This window comes from Halotalea alkalilenta (genome assembly GCF_001648175.1).
GTDB classification, from domain to species: domain Bacteria; phylum Pseudomonadota; class Gammaproteobacteria; order Pseudomonadales; family Halomonadaceae; genus Halotalea; species Halotalea alkalilenta_A.
This window is the reverse complement of the sequence record NZ_CP015243.1, coordinates 2,061,691-2,086,773: the sequence shown is the minus strand read 5'-3', so window position 1 is coordinate 2,086,773 and position 25,083 is coordinate 2,061,691. Positions and strand designations below refer to the sequence as shown.

Annotated in this window: 22 protein-coding genes, 4 tRNA genes and 1 pseudogene; 15 read left to right on the top strand and 12 right to left on the bottom strand. The window is 63.9% G+C overall.

Annotated features, from left to right (window positions below; all coding sequences use genetic code 11):
* The first annotated feature begins 17 nt into the window (after positions 1–17).
* The 5 genes and pseudogenes from metG to A5892_RS09200 all read left to right on the top strand — a co-directional run bounded on the left by metG (position 18) and on the right by A5892_RS09200 (position 5,871).
* A complete protein-coding gene (metG, locus tag A5892_RS09220) occupies positions 18–2,051 on the top strand; it encodes a methionine--tRNA ligase (RefSeq protein ID WP_064122550.1) in 2,034 nt (677 codons plus the stop codon).
* A 1-nt stretch (position 2,052) separates the two neighbouring features.
* The gene (locus A5892_RS09215; protein ID WP_064122549.1) at positions 2,053–3,003 is read left to right on the top strand and encodes an RnfABCDGE type electron transport complex subunit B; all 951 of its coding nucleotides are present in this window, start codon (positions 2,053–2,055) and stop codon (positions 3,001–3,003) included.
* Positions 3,004–3,055: 52 nt separating this feature from the next.
* A pseudogene (nth, locus tag A5892_RS09210) lies at positions 3,056–3,690 on the top strand (endonuclease III).
* A gap of 284 nt (positions 3,691–3,974) precedes the next feature.
* Positions 3,975–4,658: a hypothetical protein gene (locus tag A5892_RS20220; RefSeq protein ID WP_064122548.1), complete on the top strand. Its 684-nt coding sequence runs from the start codon at positions 3,975–3,977 to the stop codon at positions 4,656–4,658.
* A 37-nt stretch (positions 4,659–4,695) separates the two neighbouring features.
* Positions 4,696–5,871, top strand: coding sequence for a helix-turn-helix domain-containing protein (locus A5892_RS09200; RefSeq protein ID WP_190295673.1), 1,176 nt, complete (start codon positions 4,696–4,698; stop codon positions 5,869–5,871).
* A gap of 53 nt (positions 5,872–5,924) precedes the next feature.
* On the opposite strand, the gene A5892_RS09195 is transcribed toward A5892_RS09200, so the two are convergent.
* A complete protein-coding gene (locus A5892_RS09195; RefSeq protein WP_190295672.1) occupies positions 5,925–7,664 on the bottom strand; it encodes a SulP family inorganic anion transporter in 1,740 nt (579 codons plus the stop codon).
* Between the two features lie 13 nt (positions 7,665–7,677).
* Positions 7,678–7,983, bottom strand: coding sequence for an HlyU family transcriptional regulator (locus A5892_RS09190; protein WP_064122546.1), 306 nt, complete (start codon positions 7,981–7,983; stop codon positions 7,678–7,680).
* A 260-nt stretch (positions 7,984–8,243) separates the two neighbouring features.
* On the opposite strand from A5892_RS09190, the gene rnt reads away from it, so the two are divergent.
* Positions 8,244–8,912: a ribonuclease T gene (gene rnt, locus A5892_RS09185; RefSeq protein ID WP_064122545.1), complete on the top strand. Its 669-nt coding sequence runs from the start codon at positions 8,244–8,246 to the stop codon at positions 8,910–8,912.
* A gap of 102 nt (positions 8,913–9,014) precedes the next feature.
* Here rnt and A5892_RS09180 read toward each other — a convergent pair whose 3' ends face one another.
* On the bottom strand, positions 9,015–9,359 hold the full coding sequence (locus A5892_RS09180) for a Grx4 family monothiol glutaredoxin (RefSeq protein WP_027350817.1): 345 nt from the start codon (positions 9,357–9,359) through the stop codon (positions 9,015–9,017).
* A 203-nt stretch (positions 9,360–9,562) separates the two neighbouring features.
* A tRNA-Ala gene (locus tag A5892_RS09175) sits at positions 9,563–9,638 on the bottom strand.
* Positions 9,639–9,809: 171 nt separating this feature from the next.
* Here A5892_RS09175 and uvrC point away from each other — a divergent pair.
* The 7 genes from uvrC to A5892_RS09140 all read left to right on the top strand — a co-directional run bounded on the left by uvrC (position 9,810) and on the right by A5892_RS09140 (position 16,885).
* Entirely contained in the window at positions 9,810–11,657 is a 1,848-nt protein-coding gene (gene uvrC / locus A5892_RS09170; RefSeq protein ID WP_223302846.1) for an excinuclease ABC subunit UvrC, read from the top strand.
* A gap of 141 nt (positions 11,658–11,798) precedes the next feature.
* Positions 11,799–12,347 (top strand): CDP-diacylglycerol--glycerol-3-phosphate 3-phosphatidyltransferase, encoded by a 549-nt coding sequence (gene pgsA, locus A5892_RS09165; RefSeq protein ID WP_027350819.1) that lies wholly within the window; start codon positions 11,799–11,801, stop codon positions 12,345–12,347.
* A 98-nt stretch (positions 12,348–12,445) separates the two neighbouring features.
* Positions 12,446–12,521 (top strand) — tRNA-Gly (locus A5892_RS09160).
* A 17-nt stretch (positions 12,522–12,538) separates the two neighbouring features.
* Positions 12,539–12,612, top strand: a tRNA-Cys gene (locus A5892_RS09155).
* 15 nt (positions 12,613–12,627) lie between these two features.
* Positions 12,628–12,713, top strand: a tRNA-Leu gene (locus tag A5892_RS09150).
* A 542-nt stretch (positions 12,714–13,255) separates the two neighbouring features.
* On the top strand, positions 13,256–15,376 hold the full coding sequence (gene ppk1 / locus A5892_RS09145; RefSeq protein ID WP_223302874.1) for a polyphosphate kinase 1: 2,121 nt from the start codon (positions 13,256–13,258) through the stop codon (positions 15,374–15,376).
* Positions 15,377–15,394: 18 nt separating this feature from the next.
* Positions 15,395–16,885 carry a Ppx/GppA phosphatase family protein gene (locus tag A5892_RS09140; RefSeq protein ID WP_064122543.1) on the top strand — a complete coding sequence of 497 codons (1,491 nt, stop codon included), beginning with the start codon at positions 15,395–15,397 and terminating at the stop codon, positions 16,883–16,885.
* Positions 16,886–16,909: 24 nt separating this feature from the next.
* Here the strand turns inward: A5892_RS09140 and shiA are convergent, their stop codons facing one another.
* Positions 16,910–18,232, bottom strand: a complete 1,323-nt coding sequence (gene shiA / locus A5892_RS09135; protein ID WP_064122542.1) for a shikimate transporter — start codon at positions 18,230–18,232, stop codon at positions 16,910–16,912.
* 298 nt (positions 18,233–18,530) lie between these two features.
* Between shiA and A5892_RS09130 the strand changes: the two genes are divergently transcribed.
* The gene (locus tag A5892_RS09130; protein WP_064122541.1) at positions 18,531–18,737 is read left to right on the top strand and encodes a hypothetical protein; all 207 of its coding nucleotides are present in this window, start codon (positions 18,531–18,533) and stop codon (positions 18,735–18,737) included.
* A 118-nt stretch (positions 18,738–18,855) separates the two neighbouring features.
* On the opposite strand, the gene A5892_RS09125 is transcribed toward A5892_RS09130, so the two are convergent.
* From A5892_RS09125 to A5892_RS09100, 6 genes are all read right to left on the bottom strand, one after another.
* On the bottom strand, positions 18,856–19,071 hold the full coding sequence (locus tag A5892_RS09125) for a hypothetical protein (protein WP_064122540.1): 216 nt from the start codon (positions 19,069–19,071) through the stop codon (positions 18,856–18,858).
* Positions 19,072–19,274: 203 nt separating this feature from the next.
* A complete protein-coding gene (locus tag A5892_RS09120) occupies positions 19,275–19,634 on the bottom strand; it encodes an Atu4866 domain-containing protein (RefSeq protein WP_064122539.1) in 360 nt (119 codons plus the stop codon).
* Complete coding sequence (locus A5892_RS09115; protein ID WP_064122538.1) at positions 19,631–20,167, bottom strand: nuclear transport factor 2 family protein; 537 nt, start codon at positions 20,165–20,167, stop codon at positions 19,631–19,633. The genes A5892_RS09120 and A5892_RS09115 overlap by 4 nt, the downstream gene beginning before the upstream one ends.
* Positions 20,168–20,195: 28 nt before the next feature.
* On the bottom strand, positions 20,196–20,762 hold the full coding sequence (locus tag A5892_RS09110) for a nuclear transport factor 2 family protein (RefSeq protein WP_082890350.1): 567 nt from the start codon (positions 20,760–20,762) through the stop codon (positions 20,196–20,198).
* A gap of 161 nt (positions 20,763–20,923) precedes the next feature.
* Positions 20,924–21,661, bottom strand: coding sequence for an SDR family oxidoreductase (locus A5892_RS09105; protein ID WP_064122537.1), 738 nt, complete (start codon positions 21,659–21,661; stop codon positions 20,924–20,926).
* Positions 21,662–21,729: 68 nt separating this feature from the next.
* Positions 21,730–22,803 (bottom strand): aldo/keto reductase, encoded by a 1,074-nt coding sequence (locus A5892_RS09100; RefSeq protein ID WP_064122536.1) that lies wholly within the window; start codon positions 22,801–22,803, stop codon positions 21,730–21,732.
* A gap of 164 nt (positions 22,804–22,967) precedes the next feature.
* On the opposite strand from A5892_RS09100, the gene A5892_RS09095 reads away from it, so the two are divergent.
* Entirely contained in the window at positions 22,968–23,873 is a 906-nt protein-coding gene (locus A5892_RS09095) for an AraC family transcriptional regulator (RefSeq protein WP_064124406.1), read from the top strand.
* Between the two features lie 96 nt (positions 23,874–23,969).
* Here the strand turns inward: A5892_RS09095 and A5892_RS09090 are convergent, their stop codons facing one another.
* Positions 23,970–24,983 carry an NAD(P)-dependent oxidoreductase gene (locus A5892_RS09090; RefSeq protein WP_223302845.1) on the bottom strand — a complete coding sequence of 338 codons (1,014 nt, stop codon included), beginning with the start codon at positions 24,981–24,983 and terminating at the stop codon, positions 23,970–23,972.
* Positions 24,984–25,083: the final 100 nt, after the last annotated feature.

The window sequence follows — 25,083 nt, the reverse complement described above, 5'->3', positions numbered from 1 at the left end:
AACCTTCCCGAGGTTCCATGTCCACCCGCAAGCTTCTCGTCACCAGCGCCCTGCCCTATGCCAATGGCGATATCCATCTCGGTCACCTGCTCGAGTATCTGCAGACCGACATGTGGGTGCGCTTCCAGAAGAGCCGGGGACATAGCTGCTACTACGTCTGCGCCGACGACGCCCACGGCACTGCGATCATGCTGCGCGCCGAGCAGGAGGGGATGACGCCGGAAGCGCTGATCGAGAAGGTCAAGCAGGCCCACCAGGCGGACTTCGCCAAGTTCGGCATCGCTTTCGACAACTATCACTCCACGCACTCCGAGGAGAACCGCCGTCACAGCGAGGCGATCTACCTCGCCCTGCGGGAGGGCGGGCACATCGCCACCCGAGACATCGAGCAGATGTACGACCCGGTCAAGGGCCTGTTCCTTGCCGACCGTTTCATCAAGGGCACCTGTCCGAAGTGCCACTCACCGGATCAGTATGGCGACAACTGCGAAGTATGCGGCGCAGCCTACACCCCGGCCGACCTGATCGACCCGGTCTCGGCGATCTCCGGCGCCAAGCCGGTGATCAAGAGTTCGACCCACTACTTCTTCAAGCTGCCGGACTTCAGCGAGTTCCTGCGCGGCTGGCTGCGCTCCGGCACCGTCCAACCGCAGATCGCCAACAAGCTCGAGGAGTGGTTCGACACCGGGCTCAACGAATGGGACATCTCCCGCGACGCGCCCTACTTCGGCTTCGAGATCCCCAACGCGCCCGGCAAGTACTTCTATGTCTGGCTCGATGCGCCGATCGGCTACCTGGCGAGCTTCCAGAACCTCTGCGATCGCGAAGGCATCGACTTCGATGCGTTCTGGCGCAAGGATTCCGACGCGGAAGTGCACCACTTCATCGGCAAGGACATCGTCTACTTCCATGCGCTGTTCTGGCCGGCGATGCTCGAGGGTGCGGGGCTGCGTACGCCCACGGGCGTACACTGCCACGGCTTCGTCACCGTCAACGGTGCGAAGATGTCGAAATCCCGCGGCACCTTCATCAAGGCCGACACCTATGCGCGCTTCCTCGATCCCGAGTACCTGCGCTACTACTTCGCCGCCAAGCTGACCTCACGCGTCGATGACCTCGACCTGAACCTCGAGGACTTCACCGCCCGGGTGAACGCCGACCTGGTCGGCAAGGTGGTCAACATCGCCAGCCGCTGCGCGGGCTTCGTGCACAAGCAAGGCGGCCGCCTTGCTGCCCGGTTGCCCGACACCGAGCTTCTCGACCGCGCGGTCGCCGCCGGCGACGAAATCGCCGAATCATTCGAGGCCCGCGAGTTCGCCCGGGGCGTGCGCAGGATCATGGAGCTCGCCGACGAGGCCAATGCCTACATCGCCGAACAGGCTCCCTGGGCGCTGGCCAAGCAGCCGGGAAGCGAGCAGCAGGTGCTCGACGTCTGCTCACTGGGACTCAATCTGTTCCGCCAACTGGTGGTCTACCTGGCGCCGATCGTGCCCCGTCTGGCACAGGATGCCCAAGCTTTCCTCGGCCTCGATTCGCTCGACTGGGAGAGCCGCCGCGAAGCGCTGCTCGATCATCCGATCAACAAGTTCAAGCCGTTGATGACCCGAGTCGACAGTGCCAAGGTCGAGGCGATGCTCGAAGCCTCCAAGGAAGTGCTTGCCGAAGAGCAGAAGCTCAAGGGCGGCCAGGCCAATACGCCAAGCGCACTCGACCAGAATCCTATCGCCGACGAGATAGGGATCGATGAGTTCGCCAAGATCGACCTGCGCATCGCCCGGATCACCGCCGCGGAACGCGTCGAGGGCTCGAGCAAGCTGCTCAAGTTGACCCTCGACCTCGGCGGTGAGACCCGTACGGTCTTCTCTGGCATCAGCAAGCACTACTCGCCCGAAGCGCTGGTCGATCGATTGACCGTGGTGGTCGCCAACCTCGCACCTCGAAAAATGCGCTTTGGTGTCTCCGAGGGCATGGTGCTGGCCGCGGGCGGTGATGACGGCCTCCATCTGCTCTCCCCGGACAGCGGTGCGGTGCCGGGCCAGCGGGTCGGCTGAGATGGCGACGAGCGGCGCAGCAGCGCTGGTCGAGCGGATCGACCAGCTGCTCCCCCAGACCCAGTGCGGCAAGTGCGGCCACTCGGGCTGCCGCCCTTACGCGCAGGCGGTCGCAACCGGTGAGGCGCACACCAAGTGCCCGCCGGGTGGCGAACGCACCCTGATCGCACTGGCCCAGCTGCTCGATCGCCCCAAAGGGGCGCTCGAACGCCCGGCCGAGGCGCCCCAGCTCGCGGTGATTCGCGAAGATGAATGCATCGGCTGCACCAAGTGCATCCAGGCCTGCCCGGTCGATGCGATCGTCGGTGCCGCCAAGCTGATGCACGGCGTGCTCGAGTCGGAATGCACCGGCTGCGAACTTTGCGTCGCGCCCTGCCCGGTCGACTGCATCGACATGCGCCCCCACCCACGCTGGCAAGATGCTGGCAGTGATGCCGCGCGCGAACGCTATCTCGCGCTGCGTGCCGACAACGGGCGTCGACGCTTCGATGCTCGCCGCGTACGGCTCGCCGAAAGAGAGCGCGCGGCCAAAACGCGGCGCCTGGAGCGCCTGCAGCGGCGCCTGCCCGCGAAAGCCCCGTCGCCGAGCGAGACCGCGGCTGCGCCGCCTCCTCGACCGAGCGACCCGCGTGCGGCCGCCACCATCGCACGGCTCGAGCACAAACTCGCAAGGCTCGAGGGCGACGCCCCCGAGCGCGCCGCGCTCGAAGCCCGCCTCGCCGAGGCCCGCAACGGTAGCGGTGCGAGCGTCGATCGCGCCCAGCACCAGCGCCAGCTCAGGATCGCGCTCAGCGCCGCCGAGCAGCGCCGCCGGCTCGCCGAGCGCCAACTGCGGCACAGCCAGCGACAGCAGGGCGAGCAGGAGATCACTGAAGCCCGCCGACAGCTCGAGCGGGCGCTGGATACCGAACGCCAGGCACAGCTCGCGCTGACCAACAGCGCGGCACCGTGAAACCCGCACCCGCTGGCATTTCCCGATCACCCGCAGTATCGAAGCGACAGCGATGAACGATCAAAAGCGACGCCAGATATTCGAGCGCCTTCGCGCCGCCAACCCCCACCCCACCACCGAGCTCGACTGGACCACGCCCTTCGAACTGCTGGTGGCCGTGGCGCTATCGGCGCAGTCCACCGACGTCGGCGTCAACAAGGCGACGAAGCGGCTGTTCCCGCTCGCCAATACCCCCGCGCAATGCTCGACCTTGGCCTCGAGGAGATCAAGGCGCAGATCAAGACCCTGGGGCTTTTCAACAACAAGGCAAAGAACCTGGTGGCGATGTGCGAGCTGCTGATCCGCGATCACCAGGGTGAAGTACCGCGCACCCGCGAGGGGCTCGAAGCCCTGCCCGGGGTCGGGCGCAAGACCGCCAACGTGATCCTCAATACCGCCTTCGGCGAACCCACCATCGCCGTCGATACCCACATCTTCCGCGTCTCCAACCGCACCCAGCTCGCCCCCGGCAAGAACGTCGAAGAAGTCGAGCGCCGGCTACTCAAGGTGGTGCCCAAGGAGTTCCGCCAGGATGCCCACCACTGGCTGATCCTTCACGGACGCTACACCTGCATCGCGCGCAAACCGCGCTGCGGCAGCTGTGTGATCGAAGACCTGTGTGAATATCCCGACAAGACCGAGCCCTGAGCCAGCGCTGCCTCACCCAGCCTCCTAGCTAATCGAGGAGAGCCCGCGGCTGAGAGTCAGAGAACGAGGAACTCATAATCCTTTGGTCTACGGTTCGAGTGTTGTGATCAAGACATCCTCAGCATGGGCAGCCGTGGCGCCAGGAAGAGTGAAATCTTGCTAGCCTGCCACTGATAATAGCTATCTCCTATGGCTATCTCAGCTATAGACCTTCTGGATAACGGGAAAAAATAGATCTACAATCCGCATTACAGAAATGGTTTCCTGCAACCTGAGGAACCGTTGTGAATCAAGAAGAAATCAGCCGTTTCATCTGCCAAGAACTGCCTCGCCACCACCTGCAGAGCGTGCTTGAGAGCATCGAGGCGGCGTTCAACAAGAGCGATCGTCACCTCAAAGCTACCTATCAGAAGGTGCCTTTGGCAGGGCCTGGTCCGCAATCCCACCACTACATGGTGCAGGAAGCGCTGCTGGGGTTACCGGAAGGTAAGGGCTTCGAGGTGATCAACCGAGCCACCTGCCCGGCTGGCGGTCACTACGCGCTTATACGTGCCGGTTCTCTTCGGATCACGACCAGCATCGTGACGGTGGACAGGGTTCCTCCAGTCCGGAATGCCAAGTTTCGCCGTGACCTTGGTGTAGAAAACGAATGGTTGCAGCAGCAACATCCTGATTTATTTGCTCCCTTCGTACCCCCCTTCGGCCCAAACGATGACTCACTTCATGCTTTATTGTTGCCATATTCGGCTAAGTGGGCTGAGCGAGACCATAGCAGCCCGTTAGGCTTCGTGATCGCAGTTCCTTACAGTGACCACCAATCACGGTATCACCTATGGGCAGAGATAGGTCAGCTCTGGCAATACTATGATGAGGAGGAGGAGCTGCCTGATATTGCCTACCCGACCCTGCGTGATAGGATGCGCCACGCCGAGTCTGAGGACCAAAGCGAAGAAGGCGGAAGCGAGTGATATGAGAACAGGGGTTGAGGGTTTCCAGGGCCAGCGATTGAGCCAGCTGCGCACGGTCCACAATCTGACCCTGGCGGAGTTGGGAGAGCAGGTTGGGCGCTCTTCCAGTACCGTTTCGGCCTGGGAGAAAGGTTTCCAGATGCCTGAGGCTGAGTCATTTGATCGCCTATGTCGCGTGTTGGGCGTTTCTCGCATGTGGTTTCTGAGGCCGGTGCCCACTGTAGTCGAAGAGAAACGTCGCCCTTATTTTTTCCGTTCCCAAGCGGCTGCTCACAAGCAGGCACGTGAAAGATCCCAACTGTATTTGGCTTGGCTCCAAGAGATCTCTGACTTCTTCCAAGATGCGATGGAGTGGCCTGAAGTCAATGTGCCAATACTAGATGCCGATGATTGCCGGCTGATTAGCGATGAAGAAATAGAGGAAATCGCGCGGGAGTGTCGCGAGGTTTGGCAGCTCGGTACGGGCCCTATCCCGAATGTCATCCAGGTGATGGAGAATGCGGGGATCATTTGCACCCGTGCAACGCTGGGACATGTCAAAATGGACGGTGTTTCCCATGTTTCAGTTTTGGATGACCGACCGTATGTGCTTATCGCTGAAGACAAAGCGAATGCGATTCGCAACCGTTTCGATGCAGCTCATGAGCTTGGACATGTCGTTCTTCACTCCAAAATACCAGCCTCGCAATATGCCAAAAAAGATTTTTACGATCTTCTAGAAACTCAGGCCAACCGTTTTGCCAGTGCCTTCTTGATGCCGCCTGAAAGCTTCTCTCAAGAGGTGGTGTGGCCGACGCTAGATAACCTGCTGTCACTTAAGCCGCGCTGGAAAGCCTCGGTAGCTTCAATGATCGTACGCTGCCGTGATTTATCGCTTCTCAATGAACAACTCGAGTTAAGGCTGTGGAAGGGGCGTTCGGCACGTAAGTGGACGAAAGGCGAGCCAGGCGATGATGCTTTTGTGTTTGAACAGCCCAAGCTGATGATGCGCGGTGCTCACCTTTTGGTTGATAACTGCATCTTTGAGCGTGCTGAGTTGGTGCACCAGATTGGGCTACCGCCAGAAACTATTGAAATGCTTTGCAACCTGCGCCCTGGCTATCTGAGCGCGCAGCCCGAAGCTGGGGATAACGTGGTTCCTCTTAGGCTCAAGCGCAATGGCGTAAAGTCTGGCCGAGCTACCCGGGCGGATATTCTATCCTTCCGGAAATAGCGTGGTTGAGACCAGCAGCGAAGATAACGGTATACCTCAGCGCACTGGATGATTCAGATACTGAAGTCCTCTTCACGCATGGCGAGCCGCCGCCAGGCATCCTCGGTGGAGAAGAACACCCGCTCCCGATGGCTGGCGAGGAAGGGCGTCGCGCTGAGCTGGTCGCGCACCGGCGCGCGCAGCTCGGCAAGCCACAGCGTGACCCCTTGTCCTTCGAGACGCTGATCGAGCTGCGCCAGCGCCTCGAGCGCGGCACCGTCGATATAGAGCACTCCGCTCATCACCAGCACCAGGTCGGAGACGCCGTCCCGATCGGCCAGGTGCGCATTGATGAATCGCTCGAGCGCGCCCATGTTGGCGAAGTTGAGATCCGCCCCGGGGCGGACCATCAGCAGATGGGGCGGAATCTCGACCGGATAGCGGGCGGGATTGCGAAAGCCACCCTGCGGCAGGCGCCCGACCTCATCGATGTAGGGACGACTGGCGCGGGTGAGCAGCAGTGCAAGTGCGATCCCGACCCCGATGGCCAGCCCCTCCATCACCCCGAACACCAGCACTCCGGCGAAGGCACCCAGCCAGGCCGCGCCGTCGGCGCGCGAGTAGCGCCAGGTGCGCCGAAGCGGGCGCAGGTCGAGCAGCGGCCAGGCGGCCTGGATCACGACCGCAGCGAGCACCGCCTTGGGCAGCGGGGCGAAGATCCCCGCCGCGAAGAGCAATACCGCCGCCAGGGCGATGGCGGCGAACAGCGACGACAATGGGGTACGCGAGCCCGCCTCGAGATTCACCACCGCCCTGCCCAGGCCACTGGTGACGGGGAACCCCCGGCTCAGCGCCGCGCACAAATTGCAAAGCCCCAGCACCCAGAGCTCACGCTGAGTGTAGAGCCGCTCGCGCTGGCGCGCCGCCAGCGTCTGGGCGACCGAGATGGCACTGACGTAGTTGATCAACGCAATACCCAGCGCCGGCGCCGCCAGCGCACCCAAGGCATCGAGGTCGAGCGCAGGCAGCGTCAGCCCTGGCAGGCCAGCGGGAAGCGTGCCGACGCGTGCCAGCGGCAAGTCCATCCAGGCCACCAGCACCAGCGCTGCAACCAGCAGCAGCAGCGGCCCGCAGCGCCCGGCGATGCTCGCCACCGACGCCGGCAGGCCCAGCATGCGCAGGAGCGGGGCCAGCCAGTGCTTGATCATCACCAGCATCACAAGCGCAGCGGTGCCGAACAGCACAGGCGTCAGCGAGAGCGATGCCCATTGGGCGAGCAGCGCTGCGGCCTGGCGGAAGAAATTGCCCTCGCCCCCGGCCAGGTCGAGCAGTCCGGCGAGCTGGGAGATGACGATCATCAGCGCCGAAGCGGCGGTGAATCCCTGCATCACCGCCGGGCTTACGAAATCGATCAGCCGCCCGAGGCGCAGCGCATAGAGCAGCAGCAGCCAGGCGCCTACCAGCAGCGCCAGGGTGCCGGCCCAGGCCGGGAACTGGGACGAGTGGATGCCCTGGCCACGCAGCGTTTCGCCGACCAGCAGCGCGGTGAGCGCCATAGGCCCCATCGCGATCACCCGGCTGGTGCCGAACATCGCATAGACCAGCAGCGGCAGCAGCGCGCTATAGAGCCCCATCTCGGCCGGCAATCCGGCCAGGGCCGCATAGGCCATGCCCTGCGGCACCAGCAGCGCCGCCGTGATCAGTCCCGCGAGCACATCGGAGCATCGCCCGGCGGTATCCAACCCACGCCAGCGTGAAAGCCCCGGCAGGCGCTCCGCCGCGGGCTCGAGGAACGGGGTACGTTTCCGGTTCATCCGCAACCCGCGCTCAGCGCGGATCGAACATGCGTTCACCCACGTCATCGATGAAGCGCTGGGCCTTCTGGCGGGTCAGCACCACGCACCCTTCGCGGTCGGGTACGGTATCGGAGCGCTCGAAGCGATGCTCCTGCGGCTCGGCCGCCTCTCCGACGCGGCGAATCACGCCGCTGACCCTGTACTGCCCCCCCGTCGGTACGGGAGCGGCGAGGATTTCATAGCCCTTGTACTCGAGCGCCTCTGCGACTTCCGGCGCCTGCTCGCGCGCGTCCTCGCGCCCACCGCCCAGCAACGAGGAGAACAGCTTCTTCAGCATCGAATGATTCCCTGATCGGACCCAGCCCAGACGGCGACACCCTCGCCTTGAAGACGAAAAACGATGGCCCCGCCGCCACATCGCTCACAGCATGAACGATTGCCGCGCTTTTTCAACGCCAGACTGGCCGACAGCGCTAGACCAGGGCAGGACGCCTCTGCGCCTTGATGTTAGACTTCGCTACCTTTGATAGCCTTCGCGATACGTTCGATACGACGGAAGGCCTTTCGACGGCATATCGGCGCAGGGGAATCCGCAGAATGACCAATGCTAACGTGGCGCGGCTGATGAGCCAGCGTTTTCGCGGCTTTCTGCCGGTGGTGATCGACCTCGAGACCGGCGGCTTCAATGCTCGCGGCGACGCGATACTGGAAATCGGCGCCACCCTGCTGACCATGGATGACCTCGGGCAGCTGCTGCCGGATGAAACCCTGTCGGTCCACATCGAGCCGTTCGAAGGCGCCAACATCGAACAATCGGCGCTCGACTTCACCGGCATTCGCCTCGATAGCGCGCTGCGCCAAGAGGCAGCGGTCAGTGAGACACAGGCCCTTGGGGAGCTGTTCAAGCAGGTACGCCGCTCGATCAAGTCGCATGACTGCAACCGCGCGATCCTGGTCGGCCACAATGCCGCTTTCGATCTCGGCTTCCTCAATGCGGCGATCGAGCGATGCGGACTGAAGCGCAGCCCGTTCCACCCTTTCTCGAGCTTCGACACCGCCACCTTGTCCGGTTTGGCCTATGGCCAGACGGTGCTCGCCCGGGCGTGCGCCGCCGCGGGTATCCCGTTCGACCAGCAGAATGCTCACGCGGCGGGCTACGATGCCGAGCGAACCGCGGAGCTCTTCTGCGCGATCGTCAATCGCTACAGCGACCTCGGCGGCTGGGCGCTGACGCTTCGCGAACAAGCGCTCGACGAGCGGGCCTGAAGCTTCGCGCCACGATACACAGGCGCCAAGCAGGTGAAAAAGAGCCCGCGTCCCTTTCGGGACGCGGGCTCTCGCAATGCTTGAGGCCGATGAAGCAGTGGCTCAGGCGTCGCCTTCCTCGGTGGCATTGGTCGCCGCGGCCTGCTTGATCAAAGGCTGCAGCTCACCATTCTGGTACATCTCGACGATGATGTCGCAGCCGCCGACCAGCTCGCCGCCGACCCACAGCTGCGGGAAGGTCGGCCAATTGGCATACTTCGGCAGCTCCGCGCGGATGTCCGGATTCTCGAGGATGTTGACGAAGGCGAACCGTTCGCCGCAGCCCATCAGTGCCTGCACCGCCTGAGCGGAAAAGCCGCACTGCGGCAGCTGGGGTGAACCTTTCATATAGAGAAGGATCGGATTCTCGCTGATCTGCTGCTTGATGGTATCGAGAGTGGCACTCATGACGAATTCCTTGGAACGAGCCACGCCGGACGCACCGGCGAAGCGACTGGACCGTACGGAGGGCTTGGTGCCTCCGTACCCTGATAACGACAGCATGATCGGAACGCTGGACGCTTTCAAGCCGGGGACGAAAACACGAAAGCCTCGGCGCGATGCGCCGAGGCTTTCGTTGCTGGCGGGCGCTGCGCGCCTGCCGGAATTCTTGGTGGAGCCTATCGGGATCGAACCGATGACCTCAACGCTGCCAGCGTTGCGCTCTCCCAGCTGAGCTAAGGCCCCAGACCTGCGGCGCACTCTAAGACCAAGCTGCTGAATAGTCAAGTGCTTTACCCCGACTCGAGCGGCAGCGAACGCCCCTGGTCCTGCCCCGCATGCGGATTTGCTAAAATGCGCACAGGCGGGCGGTACATATCACTGACGGCCCGCGCGTCATCACTTTCGAGGGATCTCTTGGCGACCTCCAGCGACACCCGCAGCTTCGATTCCCGCGCCTTCCTCAAGCACGTCTCCGAGGCGCCGGGGGTCTACCGTATGCTCGACGCCGACGGCGAACCGCTCTACGTCGGCAAGGCCAAGCGGCTCAAGGCCCGCCTGGCGAGCTATTTCCGCAATTCCGGATTGAATACCAAGACACGGGCGCTGGTCGCTCGGATCTGCGACATCCAGGTCACCGTCACGCACAGCGAAACCGAGGCGTTGCTGCTCGAACAGACCCTGATCAAGCAGCAGCGCCCGCCGTACAACATTCTGCTGCGCGACGACAAATCCTATCCCTACGTGTTCGTCAGCGACCGTCACCCCTTCCCCGCGCTGGAATTCCGCCGGGTGCGCCAAAAGCGCAGCGACGGCCACTACTTCGGCCCGTTCACCAGTTCGGCGGCGGTGCGCGAGAGCCTCGGGCTGCTGCAGAAGATATTTCGCATCCGCAACTGCGAGAACAGCGTCTTCGCCCACCGCACTCGCCCATGCCTGCAGTACCAGATCGGCCGCTGCACCGCGCCGTGCGTCGGCTACATCGAGCAGCAGGACTACCAGCGCGATCTCAAGCACGCGGTGATGTGCCTCGAGGGCAAGAGCGACGAGGTGACTCGACAGCTCGGCGTCGAGATGGAACGCGCCGCCGAGTCGCTGGAGTTCGAGCAGGCGGCGTGGCTGCGCGACCAGATTCAGCAGCTGCGCAGGCTGCAGACCCAGCAGGCGGTCGATATCGAAGGTGGCGACGCCGATGTCTTCGCCTTCGCCCAGCGCCCGGGCGGCTTCTGCGTGACCCTGCTGCCGATCCGCCAGGGGCGAGTGCTCGGCAGCCGCCACTTCACCCCGAACAATGGGCTCGACCTCAGCGACGGCGCACTGCTCGGCGAGTTGATCGGCCAGTACTACATCGGCGGCGAACGCGAGATCCCAAGCGAAGTGATCACCTCCCATCCGGTCGAGGACGCGGACCTCCTGCAGTCGGGCCTGGCCGCCCGCGCCGGCCGCGCGGTGCGGCTGACCCACCAGGTCCGCGCCCACCGCGCGCAGTGGCTGCAGCTCGCGCGCACCAACGCCGAGCAGCACCTCGCCACCGAACTGGCCAGCCAGCAGCAGCTGATGCGCCGGTTCATCGAGCTGCGCGACCTGCTCGGCCTCGAAGAGGTGCCGACCCGGCTCGAGTGCTTCGACATCAGCCACAGTCACGGCGAGGCCACCGTCGCCTCCTGCGTGGTATTCGACCAGAATGGACCGCTCAAGTCCGACTACCGGCGCTTCAACATCGAGGGCGTCACCCCGGGTGACGACTACGCGGCGATGCGCCAGGCGCTGGAGCGGCGCTATCGGAGGATCGCCAGCGAAGACGCCAAGCGCCCGGACCTGCTGATCGTCGACGGCGGCAAGGGCCAGCTCAACATGGCCCGCGAGGTGCTCTCCGAGATCGAAGGCATCGGTGCGCTGCAGGTGCTCGGCGTCGCCAAGGGCACCACCCGGCGCCCGGGCCTCGAAACGCTGTTCCTCGAAACGCCGGAACACAGCCTCGAGGTCGACTCCACCTCTTCGGCACTGCACCTGATCCAGCATATTCGCGACGAAGCCCACCGGTTCGCGATCACCGGCCACCGCCAGCGTCGTGACAAGGCCAGGCGCACCTCGACGCTGCAGGAAATCCCCGGCGTCGGGCCCAAGCGACGGCGCGAGCTGCTGCGCTATTTCGGCGGCCTCCAAGGCGTCAAGCGGGCCAGCCGCGAGGATCTCGCCAGGGTGCCCGGAATCAGCGCCCAGCTCGCCGGACAGATTCACGCGGCGCTGCACGGCCAGGGCTGAGAGATACGCAGCGCATCACCTCGACGCCCCGGCGAAAATTTCCTTAGAATGGCCGAGATAAGCGAGGAACGGCGAGGCGGACGCCTTTCCTCGTATCGGCGCGGCCTCGGTCGCCGAATCCCGTAAGGAACCTCTCCAGCAATGAACATCCCCAACATCCTGACCCTCATCCGGATCATCTTCATTCCGCTCCTGGTCATCGCTTTCTACCTCCCTCCCAGCTGGAGCTACCCGAGTGCCGCACTGCTGTTCGGCGCCGCGGCGGTAACCGACTGGTTCGATGGCTACCTGGCACGGCGCTGGAACCAGAGCACCCCCTTCGGCGCCTTCCTCGACCCGGTGGCCGACAAGCTGATCGTCGCCGTTGCCCTGGCACTCTTGATCGAGCGCTACGACAGCATATGGATGACGCTTCCCGCCCTGGTCATCATCGGCAGGGAGATCGTCATCTCGGCGCTGCGCGAATGGATGGCGGAGCTGGGCAAGCGAGCGAACGTCGCGGTATCCCAGATCGGCAAGCTGAAGACCGCGCTGCAGATGATCTCGATCTTCCTGCTACTCGGGGTGTCGCCGGGTTCGATGATCGGAATGCTCGGCCAGCTGATGCTCTACGCCGCCGCCCTCCTCACTCTCTGGTCGATGATCCAGTATCTTCGCGCCGCCTGGCCCGAGCTGGTGAGAGATATCTGACGCCGTAACCCACGGCTTTGCCGCGATTTTTTCGATTCCGCAGCAATGCATCAATTGACAATGAAGGCTCGCTACGTATAATGCGACCGCGTGTTCAGGCGGGAATAGCTCAGTTGGTAGAGCGCCACCTTGCCAAGGTGGAGGTCGCGAGTTCGAGCCTCGTTTCCCGCTCCAGACACGATTCAAGATGAGGCTGGATGGCAGAGTGGTCATGCAGCGGACTGCAACTCCGTGTACGCCGGTTCGATTCCGACTCCAGCCTCCATTTGAATCCCTTCTCGCCCGAATGGCGGAATAGGTAGACGCAAGAGACTTAAAATCTCTCGCCCTATGGGCGTGCCGGTTCGATCCCGGCTTCGGGCACCATCCTCTTCGCCCATCTTCCCCAGAGTCGCGTCACAATCCCGCTGACCATCGCACTTTCCTCGATCATCATCGCCAGACTTGCCCAGGCTTGATTCCCGCTATCCATGTACCCCGCTGTATCTAGCTTGGCTTTTCAGTTATAGAAGGTGCCTTCCGAATGATCTGCCCTTGCGTGAATCTCGTTCGCTTCACTGTCCGTCCTTGGGTTAGGTCGGTCTCTAAGCGACGGTGGAGGAGAAATCCCGCGGCGGGCCAGAGCAAGATGGCCTGAGGATTGCATCAAACTGCTCACCCACCACCTGTATAGGCTCCACTCAATGATGACTCCAGAGCAGTACGAATCGCAGTTCGCCAGTGTGCTCAACGCGCTCATCGCAAAAACCCGTCGCTAAGCCGGGAAGCGAGAGACCATGAGCGTGGCGCCTGCGAATGGGGCGCTGCAATACCAGCGTCATCCAGCCGCCACTTGAGCGTCACCGACGAGCCCTAGACTGCCCTCTTCGACGCTACGAAGTGAAGCCTCCGTGAGTGCATCGTCCCAGGTGGCGCGCATCGAATCGCCCGATGCGATTGAATCATTAGTCTTCTCGAGGCTGGATGTCTCCGACCCCGCGCTCTATCTCAACCGCGAGATCTCCCAGCTGCTGTTCAATGTCCGTGTGCTCGACCAGGCGCTGGACGAGCGGCTGCCGCTGCTCGAGCGTCTGACCTTCCTGCTGATCTTCTCCGCCAACGTCGATGAGTTCTTCGAGATCCGCGTCGCCGGGCTCAAACGCAGGCTGGCCCGGGGCAAGCTCCAGGCCGGGGTGGATGGCCTCGACCCCGCCGAAGTGCTGGCTCGGGTCGGCGAGCTGGCCCACGCGCAGATCGAGCGACAGTACCGGATCCTCAATCAGCGGCTGCTGCCGGCGCTCGAAGCCGAGGGCATCCGCTTCCTGCGCCGGCGCCAATGGGGCCCGGCCCAGATCGCCTGGATCGGGGACTACTTCGAGCGCGAGATCATGCCGGTGGTCAGTCCGATCGGGCTCGACCCCGCCCATCCCTTTCCTCGTCTGGCAAACAAGAGCCTCACCTTCATCGTCTCGCTAGTGGGTATCGACGCTTTCGGCCGCGAAGGCGGACTTGCGATCCTGCCCGCGCCGCGCTCGCTGCCACGACTGGTGAAACTGCCGGATGGCATCGCCGAGCGGGAGGACTACGTCTTTCTCTCCTCGATCATCCACGCCAATGTCGAATCGCTGTTTCCCGGCATGCGCGTCACCGGTTGCCACCAGTTCCGCCTGACCCGCAACGCTGATCTGGCGGTCGGCCTGCAAGGCATCTCCGATTTGGCCTCGGCGCTGGAGGGAGAGCTGCTGGCGCAGCCCTACGGCGATGGCGTGCGGCTAGAAATCAGCGACAGCTGCCCACAGCCGCTCTGCGATCTGCTGCTGAAGCAGTTCTCGCTGGAGCCGCAGGATTTGTATCGGGTGGCGGGCCCGGTCAACCTGGCCCGGCTATTCGGCGTACTCGAGATGACCCAGCGTCCCGAGCTACGCTATCCAAGCTTCGTGCCCGTCTGGCCCGAGCGACTGTGGCGCTCGAGGAACCGGCTATTCGAGGTCATCCAGCAGCGGGACATACTGCTCCACCACCCGTTCGATGCCTTCGAGCCGATCGAGCTGTGGCTCCACCAGGCCGCCAACGATCCCGGCGTGCTCGCGATCAAGCAGACCCTCTATCGCACCCGTGCCGACTCGATGCTGGTCGGCGCGCTGGTCGAGGCCGCCCACAACGGCAAGGAGGTCACCGTGGTGATCGAGCTGCGCGCTCGCTTCGATGAAGCCAACAACCTTCACCTGGCCGAGCGCCTGCAGCGCGCCGGGGTCAACGTGATCTACGGGGTGATGGCCTACAAGACCCACGCCAAGCTTTTGCACATCGTTCGCCGCGAACCCGAGGGGCTGCGTCACTATGCCCATCTCGGCACCGGCAACTATCACAACAAGACGGCGATGCGCTATACCGACTACAGCCTGCTCACCGCACGCCAGCCGCTGTGCCAGGACGTGCTGATGCTGTTTCGCCAGCTTTCGGGGATGGAGCGCAGGATCGATACCCAGGTGCTGCTGCATGCGCCTTTCACCCTGCACTCGAGCCTGCTCGACAAGATACGCGGGGAAGCCGAGCACGCCCTCGCCGGAAGGCCCTCGGGGATCATCATCAAGTGCAACGCGCTGACCGAGCCCCAACTGGTCGCCGCGCTCTATCGCGCCTCCCAGGCCGGCGTGCGCTGCAGGCTGATCGTGCGTGGCATCTGCGTACTGCGGCCCGGCGTGCCGGGGGTCTCGGAGAACATCGAGGTGCGCTCGGTGATCGGTCGCTTCCTCGAACATACCCGGGTCTATCGCTTCGAGAATGGCGGCAAGGCCCAGACTTGGTGCGCCAGCGCAGACCTGATGGAGCGAAATCTGCTGCACCGGGTGGAAAGCTGCTTTCCAATCCTCGACCAGGGACTCGCCGAGCGCATTGCCCAGGACCTCATGCACTATCTCGATGACACCCACCAGAGCTGGCACTTGGACCAGCATGGCAGCTACCACCCGCCAACCGGTGGAGAGACGCCCGCGGTGCAGCAGGCGCTGCTGCGCGCGCCGGATGGGTTCGATTCACACCTCCATTGAGCCAAGGATGCCGGTACCATGCCTCACCTTCCCCGCCCTGAGCGCTTCGCCGCGATCGACCTGGGCTCCAACAGCTTTCACCTGATGATCGTGGAGCGCACCCAAGGGCGGCTGAAGCAGATCGACAAACGCAGCGAACGGGTCCAGCTCGCCGCGGGCATGCGCGACGGCAAGCTTTCACCGCAGGCGATCGAGCGCGCGAGCGCATGTCTTGAGAAATTCGCCCAGCAGCTGCAGGGCATCGACCCTCGAAGGCGGCGGGCAGTGGGTACCAGCGCGCTACGCAATGCGACCAACGCCGGAGTGCTGATCGATCGCACCCAGCAGCTGCTCAGCGTACCGCTGGAGATCATCTCGGGCCGGGAAGAGGCCCGCCTGATCTATGCCGGCGCCGCCTTCGCTCTCGCCGATACGCGCGGAAGGCGGCTAGTGATCGATATCGGCGGCGGCTCGACCGAGCTGGTCATCGGTGAGGCTCGCGAACCCAGGCTGCTGGAGAGCCTGGAGATGGGCTGCGTGACCTACACAGAGCGCTACCTCGCCGATGGCAAGATCGACCTGGACAGGCTGGAGCGCATCAGACGGGCGGCGCTCGCCGAGCTGAGCCCGATACGCAGCGCCTATCTCGCCCACGGATGGGACGAGGCAGTGGGCACCTCGGGCACCTTGCGTACCCTGGCCCAGATCGCCGGCGGGCAGAGCGGCGATGGCGAACGGCTCGACCACAACGCGATCAAGAGAGTGATCGACCTGCTCTGCGCCAGCGGTTCGATCGAGCAGCTGCCGTTCGCCGGAATGAAGCCGGAGCGAGCGCGGGTATTTCCCGCCGGTGTCGCCATCGTTAGCGCACTGTTCGATGGACTCTATCTGGATTCGCTGCGGATCAGCCAAGGCGCGCTGCGCGACGGCGTACTGCTCGACCTCACCGGCCGCGGCACGCAACACGATCCCCGCGACAGCGCGGTAACCTCCTTCACCCGCCACTTCGGCGGCGACCAGCGCCACCTCGACAACGTCGTCGCGACCGCGCTTAGGTGTTTCGACCAGGTGAGGGACGACTGGACACTCGACACCCAGGCGCGCGCCTTTCTCGGCTGGGCGGCACAGCTGCACGAGATCGGACTGCTGATCTCCCATTCCCGATTCCACCGGCACGGCGCCTACATGATCGAGAACGCCGATCTTCCCGGCTTCTCCCAACTCGACCAGCGGCTGCTTGCGCTGCTGGTACTAGGGCATCGCCGCGGTCTCTCGCTGAAGGAAGCCGAGGAGCGGCTCGATCCCGAACGGTGCCATCGCCATGGCCGGCTGGTCAGGCTGCTGAGACTGGCGGTAGTGCTCAATCGCACCCGGGAAGACACCCCTTGCCTGGACTTCGAGCTCGGGGCCTGCGGCGAGCGACTCTCCCTGACCCTGCGGCGTCCCCCCTCGGCCCTGCTCGACGAAGACCTGCGCGACGAGCGCGAGCGACAGCGAGCCGCGGGGTTCGAACTCGACTACCGCCATTGACGCCTGCCGCCGACCATCGGACAGCTAGGCGACGTCATGCTCCCGGCCACGCATCATCCAGCCCGCCGCCAGCGCCGAGAGCAAGCATCCGAGCGTCAGGTAGACCGCCACCGGCAGCCAGGCGCCGTCCCACATCCCCACCAGGAAAGCGGCGATGAATGGCGTGAAGCCGCCGCCGACCACGCTCGCGACCTGGTAGCCCACGCCCGCACCGCTGTAGCGATAGGAGGTGCCGAAGAGCTCGGCGAACACCGGCTGCTGCACGCTCACCACCATGTCGTGGGCGATGTTGGCGAGCATCACCGCACAGAACACGATCAGTACGACGTTGCGCGCCTCGAGCGCGAAGAAGAACGGGAACGAGAAAACCACCCCGATCACCGCGCCGGTGACGTAGACCCGTTTGCGTCCGAACAGATCGGCCAGCCAGGCGAAGAACGGAATCGTCACACAGCTGATCGCACCGACCAGCAGGCCGATCGACAGGAACAGGTCTCGCGAAAGCCCCATGTTGCTGGTGGAGTAGCTCAGCGCGAAGGTGGTGACGATGTACATGGTGAAGAGTTCGGCCATGCGCATCGCGATGATCAGCAAAAACGCGCCCGGATGGCGTCGCAGCGCCTCGAGCAGCGGAAGCTTCGCAGCGCCCTCTTCGCTAACTTCGACCTGCTCGGTGAACTCGGGAGACTCTTCGACGCTGGAGCGCACCTTGAAGGCGATGAACACCAAGACGATGCTGAACACGAACGGCAGCCGCCAGCCCCAGCTATTGAACGCCTCTTCATCGAGCCAATGGCTGAGCAGTGCGACGCTGCCAGTGGCGAGGATCAGGCCGACACCATAGCCGACCTGCACACCGCTGCTGTAGAACGCACGACGATGCTTGGGCGCGCTCTCCACCGCCATCAGCGCAGCCCCTCCCCACTCGCCCCCTACCGCGAACCCCTGGACCGCCCGCAGCAGTACCAGCAGGACCGGGGCCCAGATACCGATCTGTTCATAGGTCGGCAGCAGCCCGATCAATGCAGTGGCACCGCCCATCAGGATCACCGTCAGCACCAGCATGCGCTTGCGCCCGAGACGATCGCCGAAGTGGCCGAATACCATGCCGCCGATCGGACGGAACAGAAAACCTACACCGAAGGTGGCAAGCGCCGCGAGCGTGCCTGTGGTAGGACTGACACTGGGAAAGAACTGTGAATTGAATACCAGCGCGGCAACGATCCCGTAGAGCAGGAAGTCGTACCAATCCACCACCGCACCGATGAAACTGCCCCATGCCGCCCTGCGCGCCCGATGCTCGGGGTGCAGACCCGAACCAGAGACGCCGGCCACGTTTTCGTTCATCTATCCCAATCCTCGACCGCCGCCGCTCCTCGCATTCCCACGCTGAGCCTGGTGACGTTGCCATTGCGGTAAACCGCGAGCCAACCCCGCACGGAAAACGCCCATCGATCTTCGACGAATACCCGTGCACGCTTCGAACCACCGCGCCCCGGTCGTGACCGCGGCTGCGAGGGGCACAATACCGATCCAGATCGCAGCTGACCAGTCGAGACGCGCCAAAGCGATGCGGCTACCCTTGTCACGGCGACTGGCTTAGGCTGGGCGGCATTCAACGATGCCGCCATCCACGGAGCCAAGCATGCCGCTGCAGCAGTTCTACCACGTCCTCGGAATGATCCTGGTCGTCGTGCCACTCGCCGCCACGCTGGCCATCCTGCTGCTGGCGATCTTCCGCCATCTTCGCTGGGCCACACCGCTGCCGGTACGGGCACTGCTGCTGCTCAACCTGGTAGCGCTGGCACCCGCCCTCGCCGGCATCGCACTGATGCGCCTGACGCTGGCCTGAAACGCGAAACGGCAAGCCCAATGGCTTGCCGTTTCCTGACACCGCCCGGCAGGGGCTAGCGCCGCGCCTGACGAGCGGGCGGCCAGCAATGCGATCGCTGCCTGATGCTCGACACCTCCTAGCGAGCGAGCCCCTCTACCATCTCGGTGAGCTCGGTGAAGGCGCTCTGGAGGTGCGCATTGGCCGGATTCTCTCCAGTCTGTCGCAAACACTCGAGCACGCGCTGCCTAAGCTCCGGGCGCTCGCGCCCCACCAGCTCGATCAACGCGGCAAACCCTACCTGCAGCGCCACCACCCGCCCGGCGTCGTCGACCTGCGGCTGCTCTTCACTCATCCCTCGCCCTCCTGAAAGCCCATGTCCGCGACGGCGAGCGCCATCACCAGCCTGCAAACTAGCCTCTTAGACGGCACTCGACAATCTTAGCTGCAACAGGAAAAGGGCGCGCAGCCCTTGGACTTCGAGTCTCTGACTCTGGCCCCGAGGAGACTGCGCGCCCTTGCCGCTCTCGACGTTCACTCGTTGAGGAAGCGGCTCGGCTAGCGCTCGCGATAGAAGATCATGCCGCCATGGTGGAGTTCATCGTCGTTGACGAAGGTGCCATCGGCCGTGAACCCGGTATCGTCCCAATAGTCGATGTGATTGCCATTCACTTCGTAACGGCCTTGATAGGCGCTCTGGCGACTGCCCCTCGCCTCGTCGTAGCGGCCGTTGGGCAGGAGCTCCTGGCGGACGTGGCCATTGCCTGTGACCCACATGCCAACATAAGGATGTTGCTGCATATTCCGCTCCTCCTGACTGACAGCGCTTTCTGTCGCTGGCTGATTTACCTGGGCTGCCGACGGCTGCGCCTGGACGATGGCGAGGCCGCAGACGGCCAGCGTGATGATGGCTTTCACTGGTCTTGACCTCCTGCCCGAGGTGCCGGAATGCGCTCCAACACAGAGTCATAAGGTGCGAGATCGAGAAAAGCGGTCACCTCCACCGCTTGCCCATCGCGCATGCGCAGTATCCAGGCATAGCTGTTGCGATAGGGAACATCATCGCGGGCCATCCCTTCGCCGTCCCAATTGACGATCACATGCTCGCCATCCGCCCAGACCTGCGTGGTCACCGGCCGCACGGGGCTCGATAAGCGAGAGGCGAACGGCCGCACGGCGCGGTCGATGAACAGATCGCGCCCCTCGAAGGTGCCAGCGCTCGGGCTTGACCCTTCGATCGTCCAGACGACATCGGTGGCCAGCAGCTCGTCGAAGAATCTGGTTCCACCTGCCGCCCAGCGCTCGAACGCTTCGGTGACGATGCGCTTGTTGCGGGACTCGGCGTCTGCGGCTTCAGTGGCGTTCGCCGATGGCGACGACAGGGCGATGCAGGCAATCACTCCCAGAACCACGAGGCCTGCACGGATGCTGCGAGAAGTAAGTGATAGCACGGTATTCGATCCTTTTGTCGGTGAGGTATCAGCCGTTGGGATGGGGGACGATCGCGTCGATCTCTTCCCGCGACACGAGTCGGACCGAGGTGTGCTCGCGAACGATCTTCCAACCGTCCGAAGTGCACTCCCAGACCAGTGAGGTCCGTGCCCGGTTGCCGATGATCTCCCCCTGCGCCGTTTCGAGGCGCGCTGCAAACTCGAGGGTGGAGGCGGCAAGACGGCCGCCATCGATGACGTCCGGACCGTCCATCACGCTGTGCCGGGCCTCCCTGAGCTCGTTGAACGGCCCCGTCCAGAGCGAGGCCCATTCGCTCGCGCTGCGCCCCACCCGGTGCTGGGGATCGTAGTTGTCGTAGAGCACTACATCACTGGAATCCCAGTGATAGAGGTGGCCCAACCTCTCGCGAAAATCGAACGAATCGCCGCGATGCTTTTCCCATCCGACCATGATCCATTCGCGGTGAAGCTCACCCGGGCTCGCCGGACCGCTGGCGGCGCAGGTCGCGGATTGGGTTTCATTGTTCGCCTGAGCGGCGAGCGGAAGGCTGGCCAGAGTGGCGGCCAGAAGCAGTGAAGTATGAATCGGTCGCATCGTAGTTCTCTTGTGGTATGAGTCGAGTGACAATCACGCCCTACGGGTGACGGACGAACCGCCAGGCATGAGCTGCCGTGCCATTGGCCGCGCAGTGAAACGCGGCTGGAACACGCGGCGGGAAGATAGCTAGCGATCGGTGTCCCGCGCTCTCCGGCCGATCACCAGGGCTCGGGTTCCTTTCGGCCCAGGAAACCACCCGTCGGGCCGTCATCGGGCAGCAGCGCGGCCAGTACCGAAGCCTCCGCCCCTTCTTCCACGGTCTGGGCTCCCGGGCCACCGCCGTTCAAATCGGTCGCGGTGAAGCCGGGCGCCACCGAGTTCACCTTGATGCCGGTACTCTTAAGTTCCTTGGCCAGAAGAACGGTTGCCATGTTGAGGGCCGCTTTCGCGCTGTTGTAGCCGGTCAACTGGATCGCGCCGTACTCCCAATCCGGATCGCTATTCAGGGCAAGCGAGCCAAGGCCGCTCGACACGTTGACGATCCGCGCCGAAGGCGCTTTCTTCAGAAGTGGCAACAGCGCCTGAGTGACCTCCAGCGTGCCGAAAAAGTTGGTCTCGAAGAGACGGCGCACTTCGGCGAGATCCGCTTTGCCGAGGGGGCCGTCCAATGGCGAGCTCACCCCCGCGTTGTTGACCAAAATATCGAGCCTGCCGAAGCGCCTTTCGATATCCCGGGCGGCAGCAAGGATCGTGGCGCGATTCGCGACGTCCAGATGAACGAAATGGGCGTCGATCCCCTCCTCCTTGAGGGTCGTGGCGGCCGCCTCGCCGCGCGCGGGATCACGCGCCCCCAGCAAGACGACATGTCCGTGCCGGCCGATCCGGCGCGCCGTTTCGAATCCGATGCCCTTGTTTGCCCCGGTAATCAGGGCGATACGGCTACTGTGGTCTGTCATGACTTTCTCCTATCGCTGATGCCCGCCAGCCGGCGCGCCAGCAGAGGATCAGTGCCAATTGCATGCCTTCATTGCCTGCGACCGACTACCGTCGCGCCGCCGAACATCAGCTGCTGCGCCATTGGCCGCGCAATGAAGCGCGCCGGGAAGATCGGCGCCAGGGTGCTGGCCTGATCGAGCCGGGCAATCTGTGCGTCGGTGAAGCTGACCTCCAGCGCGCCGAAGTTGTCCTCGGCCTGCGCGAGCGTGCGCGCACCGACGATCGGCGAGGTCACGGCCGGATTGAGCAGCGTCCAGGCAAGCGCCACCTGCGAGCGGGAGGCACCCAGCTCCTCGGCGATTTCGCCCACTACGTCGGCGATCTCCAGCGCGCGCTCGTTCAAATGTCCGGTGGAGGCGATGACGCCCTTGCGCGTCGGGGAAACCTCGGCTCCGTTCTCGTCGGTCAGGTCCGAACGGCTGTATTTTCCGGTGAGGACGCCGCCGCCGAGCGGAGACCAGGGCAGCACGCCAAGGCCCAGCGCCTGCGCCATCGGGATCAGCTCATGCTCGACGGAGCGCTCGACCAAGCTGTACTCGATCTGCAGCGCAACGAATGGAGACCATCCACGCAGGTCGGCGATCGTCTGCATCTGGGCGACGCGCCAGGCTGGCGTGTTGCAGATCGCGACGTAGAGGATCTTCCCTGCCCGCACCAGATCGTCGAGCGCCCGCATCACCTCCTCGGGCGTGGTGGTGAAGTCCCAGGCGTGGACGTGGAGCAGATCGATGCGATCGGTATCGAGCTGGCGCAGGCTGGCCTCGACAGAGCGGACGAGGTTGGCGCGGTGGTTGCCGCCTGAATTCGGATTGCCCGGCTCGCGCGCCATGGTGAACTTGGTGGAAAGGACGATGCGCTCGCGCTTGTCCTTGATGAAGCCGCCGAGCATCTTCTCGGCGCTGCCATTGGTGTAGTTGACCGCGGTGTCGATGAAATTGCCGCCGCGATCGACGTATGCGTCGAAGATCCGCTTCGCCTCGGCGTCGTCGGCCCCCCAGCCCCAGTCGGAGCCGAAGGTCATGGTGCCGAGCGCGAGGGGTGATACACGAAGACCGGATCGTCCGAGCAAGCGATAGTGGGCGAGTGAGTTCGATGGGGTCATTCGTTGAGATCCTTTCGGTGCCTGCGATGTGTGGCTGACCCGAAGTATCTTCTTCCACCCTCCTCTCGCCGGGATATCCCGCTTGTCCGGCGTGCTTGCACGATCGTCCGAAGCTGGTCATTTGCGCTTTTGCGCTGTTCGGCCGCCGGCGTAACATGGCAGTCATGAACAGACTCGATAAGCTCGTCGATCTCATCGGCCGCCATGCGCCAGCCGATGGCAGCCATGAGACCCCGATGCCGGGGGTGAAACTGCTTCGCGCGTCTTCGCCGACGATGCCGATGCCGGTGATCTACGCGCCCACGCTCTGCCTGATCGCCCAAGGCACCAAGCAAGCGAACCTCGGCGCGACGACCTATCGCTACGACCCGGCCTATTTCCTGGTCGCTTCGGTCGAGCTGCCGGTGATGGGATCGGTCATCGAGGCAAGCGCGAGCCATCCTTATCTGTCGCTACAGCTCGACCTGGATTCGGCCGAACTGTCGGATCTCGCGATCCGCTACTCGGCATCGGCCAAGGATGAGGCCACAAGTCCCGCCGGGCTGACGCTGAACAGAACCACCCCTGCCTTGCTCGATGCCGCGATACGCCTGGTGGGTCTGCTGGATACCCCGCACGACATCGATGCGCTGGCACCGCTCACCATTCGTGAAATCCTCTACCGCCTGCTGACCGGGCCCGACAACAGCGTCGTCCGTCACATGGCCCAGGCAGACAGCCGGCTCAACCAGATCGCCCGCGCGATCGTCTGGATCAGGGCGCACTTCCGCGGTCCCTGCCGCATCGAACATGCCGCAGAGGTCGCAGGAATGAGTCGCTCCACCTTCCACCTTCACTTCAAGGCCGTCACGACCATGAGCCCCATCGAGTTCCGCACTCAACTGCGCATGCAGGAAGCGCGTCGGCTGATGGTGAGCGATGCAGCGGACGCGGCCAGTGCCGGCTTCCAGGTCGGCTATGAAAGCCCTTCGCAGTTCAGCCGCGACTATGCCCGGATATTCGGCATGCCGCCGGCGAGACATGCCAGCCAGACCAGGGGGCAAATCACCCCGCGGCAGGCTGGATATTAGAGGGGCGAGCCTTTTGCGACAGGCTCGTCGAGTACCGCTCACTCATCCGGGGTGTCGCTCAGCCGGCTCCCGTTCGGTCGTCGGAGCGTCCCTTGGTCATTCGACATCCTTCTCCACGGTGGCGCCGGCTCGGACAAGCTCGTCCAGGAACCATTCGGTGTCCATCAGCAGCTCCGGAAAGTAGAGACCTGGAGGGGCCGGCGGCCGGCCTTCCAGACCCAGGACGGTCGATAGCGCCAGCACAATGCTGAGCCCCGTCAACGCAGCCTGCCCTTTCGGGAACTCGATGGTCGAACGGCGTGATCTAGGCATAGCGCCGATTTCGCCGTCGATTTCCACGATCAGCTCGGTGGCGATGTCGCCTCCCCGCAGGCGGCTCGACGACACACCGGTCGCGAGATCGAAGCGCACGTCCTGCGCGCCTGTCACGGCATGGAGGCTGACGATGTCATACGGTGCGAACGCGATGGCCTCGAGCTCCCTGCCATCGATGGCACTGACCATTCTTCGGGCCGCGTCCGCGGACAGCCAAACGCGCCGTCCCCCCTCAAAGGCCAGGGCACCGGAGCCACCTTCCCCTCCCCGCTCCATGTCCGCGATAGCAGCGGGGCCGGTCGGGTCGAGCTCATCCACGATCGCCCCGACCCTGATGGCACGCACGCTGTCCAAGGTCTTTGCGATCAGCTGGGTGAGAAAGACCGCGGGCCCACCGTGCCAATGACTGGCGAGCACGATGGGGGCCGCTCGAGGGCGGCGGATGAAATGCGCCATCTCGGCACCGACTTCGACCAGCCAGTTGCCGATGCTCAGGTAGGGGATCCCCCTCTCCTGCGCGCATGCCAGGCCATGAAGACCCTCGTCAGGCGCCATCATGACCACGGCGGCCAGGCAAACGTCGCGGCCGAGTCCCAGCCCAGGGCTTTCGATGTCGAGCTTCACCGCTTCGGCCGGGCTCACTTCCCGGGCGACCGCCCTCGCCTTCGCCAAATCGCGCCCGCCGATCAGGATCGGCAGATCAGGATGCCGCTGGCGAAAGAACCTGACCGCTTGACGCCCAACGATTCCCGAACCGCCGACGAACAGCACCTGTCCTGTCATCATCTTCTCCATTACCAAAAACCTCATGTTTGAATTCTCGGCCTGCCCACCGGAGCTCGGTGGAACTAGCGCATATCCCCGGTGAGGTTGCGCTGCACAACCCACGCAGGGA

Bases quoted from the DNA above. Each gene is read 5' to 3' on its own strand.
- metG (WP_064122550.1), top strand. From the start codon at position 18: ATGTCCACCCGCAAGCTTCTCGTCACCAGCGCCCTGCCCTATGCCAAT.
- A5892_RS09195 (WP_190295672.1), bottom strand. From the start codon at position 7,664: ATGAACCGGAAACGTACCCCGTTCCTCGAGCCCGCGGCGGAGCGCCTG.
- A5892_RS09140 (WP_064122543.1), top strand. From the start codon at position 15,395: ATGCCTCACCTTCCCCGCCCTGAGCGCTTCGCCGCGATCGACCTGGGC.
- A5892_RS09215 (WP_064122549.1), top strand. From the start codon at position 2,053: ATGGCGACGAGCGGCGCAGCAGCGCTGGTCGAGCGGATCGACCAGCTG.
- A5892_RS09110 (WP_082890350.1), bottom strand. From the start codon at position 20,762: ATGCGACCGATTCATACTTCACTGCTTCTGGCCGCCACTCTGGCCAGC.
- A5892_RS09090 (WP_223302845.1), bottom strand. From the start codon at position 24,983: ATGGAGAAGATGATGACAGGACAGGTGCTGTTCGTCGGCGGTTCGGGA.
- rnt (WP_064122545.1), top strand. From the start codon at position 8,244: ATGACCAATGCTAACGTGGCGCGGCTGATGAGCCAGCGTTTTCGCGGC.
- A5892_RS09180 (WP_027350817.1), bottom strand. From the start codon at position 9,359: ATGAGTGCCACTCTCGATACCATCAAGCAGCAGATCAGCGAGAATCCG.
- A5892_RS09100 (WP_064122536.1), bottom strand. From the start codon at position 22,803: ATGACCCCATCGAACTCACTCGCCCACTATCGCTTGCTCGGACGATCC.
- A5892_RS09105 (WP_064122537.1), bottom strand. From the start codon at position 21,661: ATGACAGACCACAGTAGCCGTATCGCCCTGATTACCGGGGCAAACAAG.
- A5892_RS09130 (WP_064122541.1), top strand. From the start codon at position 18,531: ATGCCGCTGCAGCAGTTCTACCACGTCCTCGGAATGATCCTGGTCGTC.
- A5892_RS09190 (WP_064122546.1), bottom strand. From the start codon at position 7,983: ATGCTGAAGAAGCTGTTCTCCTCGTTGCTGGGCGGTGGGCGCGAGGAC.
- A5892_RS09125 (WP_064122540.1), bottom strand. From the start codon at position 19,071: ATGAGTGAAGAGCAGCCGCAGGTCGACGACGCCGGGCGGGTGGTGGCG.
- A5892_RS09095 (WP_064124406.1), top strand. From the start codon at position 22,968: ATGAACAGACTCGATAAGCTCGTCGATCTCATCGGCCGCCATGCGCCA.
- pgsA (WP_027350819.1), top strand. From the start codon at position 11,799: ATGAACATCCCCAACATCCTGACCCTCATCCGGATCATCTTCATTCCG.
- shiA (WP_064122542.1), bottom strand. From the start codon at position 18,232: ATGAACGAAAACGTGGCCGGCGTCTCTGGTTCGGGTCTGCACCCCGAG.